This is a genomic window from Streptomyces sp. SID12501, assembly GCF_010550245.1.
Taxonomy (GTDB): Bacteria; Actinomycetota; Actinomycetes; order Streptomycetales; family Streptomycetaceae; genus Streptomyces.
Genome location: NZ_JAAGLU010000359.1, coordinates 1 through 549, shown reverse-complemented (window position 1 = coordinate 549; position 549 = coordinate 1). Strand labels below are relative to the sequence as shown.

Genomic DNA, 549 nt, shown 5'->3' with positions numbered 1-549 from the left:
TGCCGCAGGGCGTCAAGCCGGGCCGTCCGCCGGTGTGGACGCGACGGCAGCTGATAGACGGCATTCGGTGGCGGACCCGTACCGGTGCTCCCTGGCGTGATGTGCCGGAACGCTACGGGCCCTGGGAGCGGGTCTACGACCTGTTCCGGCGCTGGCAGCGCGATGGCACCTGGGCCAGGTTCGTCACTCAGCTCCAAGCTCAGGCGGACGCGAAGGGCCTGATCACCTGGGACGTGAATATCGACTCCACCGTCTGCCGGGCCCACCAGCACGCCGCCGGGGCCTCGAAAAAGGGGATCTGCAAAAGGAACCGCCCGGCGGCATTGCCGTTGAGCCGGCCGACCATGGTCTCGGACGTTCCCGAGGCGGCCTGACCACCAAGATCCACCTTGCCGTCGAGCAGGGGTAGAAGCCGCTGAGCGTCGTGATCACAGCCGGCCAGCGGGGTGACTCGCCGCAATTCGAGCCGGTCCTGGAAGCCATCCGGGTACCTCGCCTTGGTCCGGGCAGGCCCCGCAGGCGGCCGGACCGGGTGCGGGCCGACAAAGC

1 protein-coding gene and 1 pseudogene are annotated in these 549 nt (G+C 69.4%); one reads left to right on the top strand and one right to left on the bottom strand.

The window, feature by feature from the left end; translation table 11 throughout:
- Nucleotides 1-32: 32 nt before the first annotated feature.
- Nucleotides 33-122, top strand: a pseudogene (locus G3I71_RS52035) (transposase); the annotation flags it as partial.
- Between the two features lie 77 nt (nt 123-199).
- On the opposite strand, the gene G3I71_RS52030 reads toward G3I71_RS52035, so the two are convergent.
- On the bottom strand, nt 200-549 hold a 350-nt coding region (locus tag G3I71_RS52030), incomplete at its 5' end, for a hypothetical protein (RefSeq protein ID WP_239149783.1).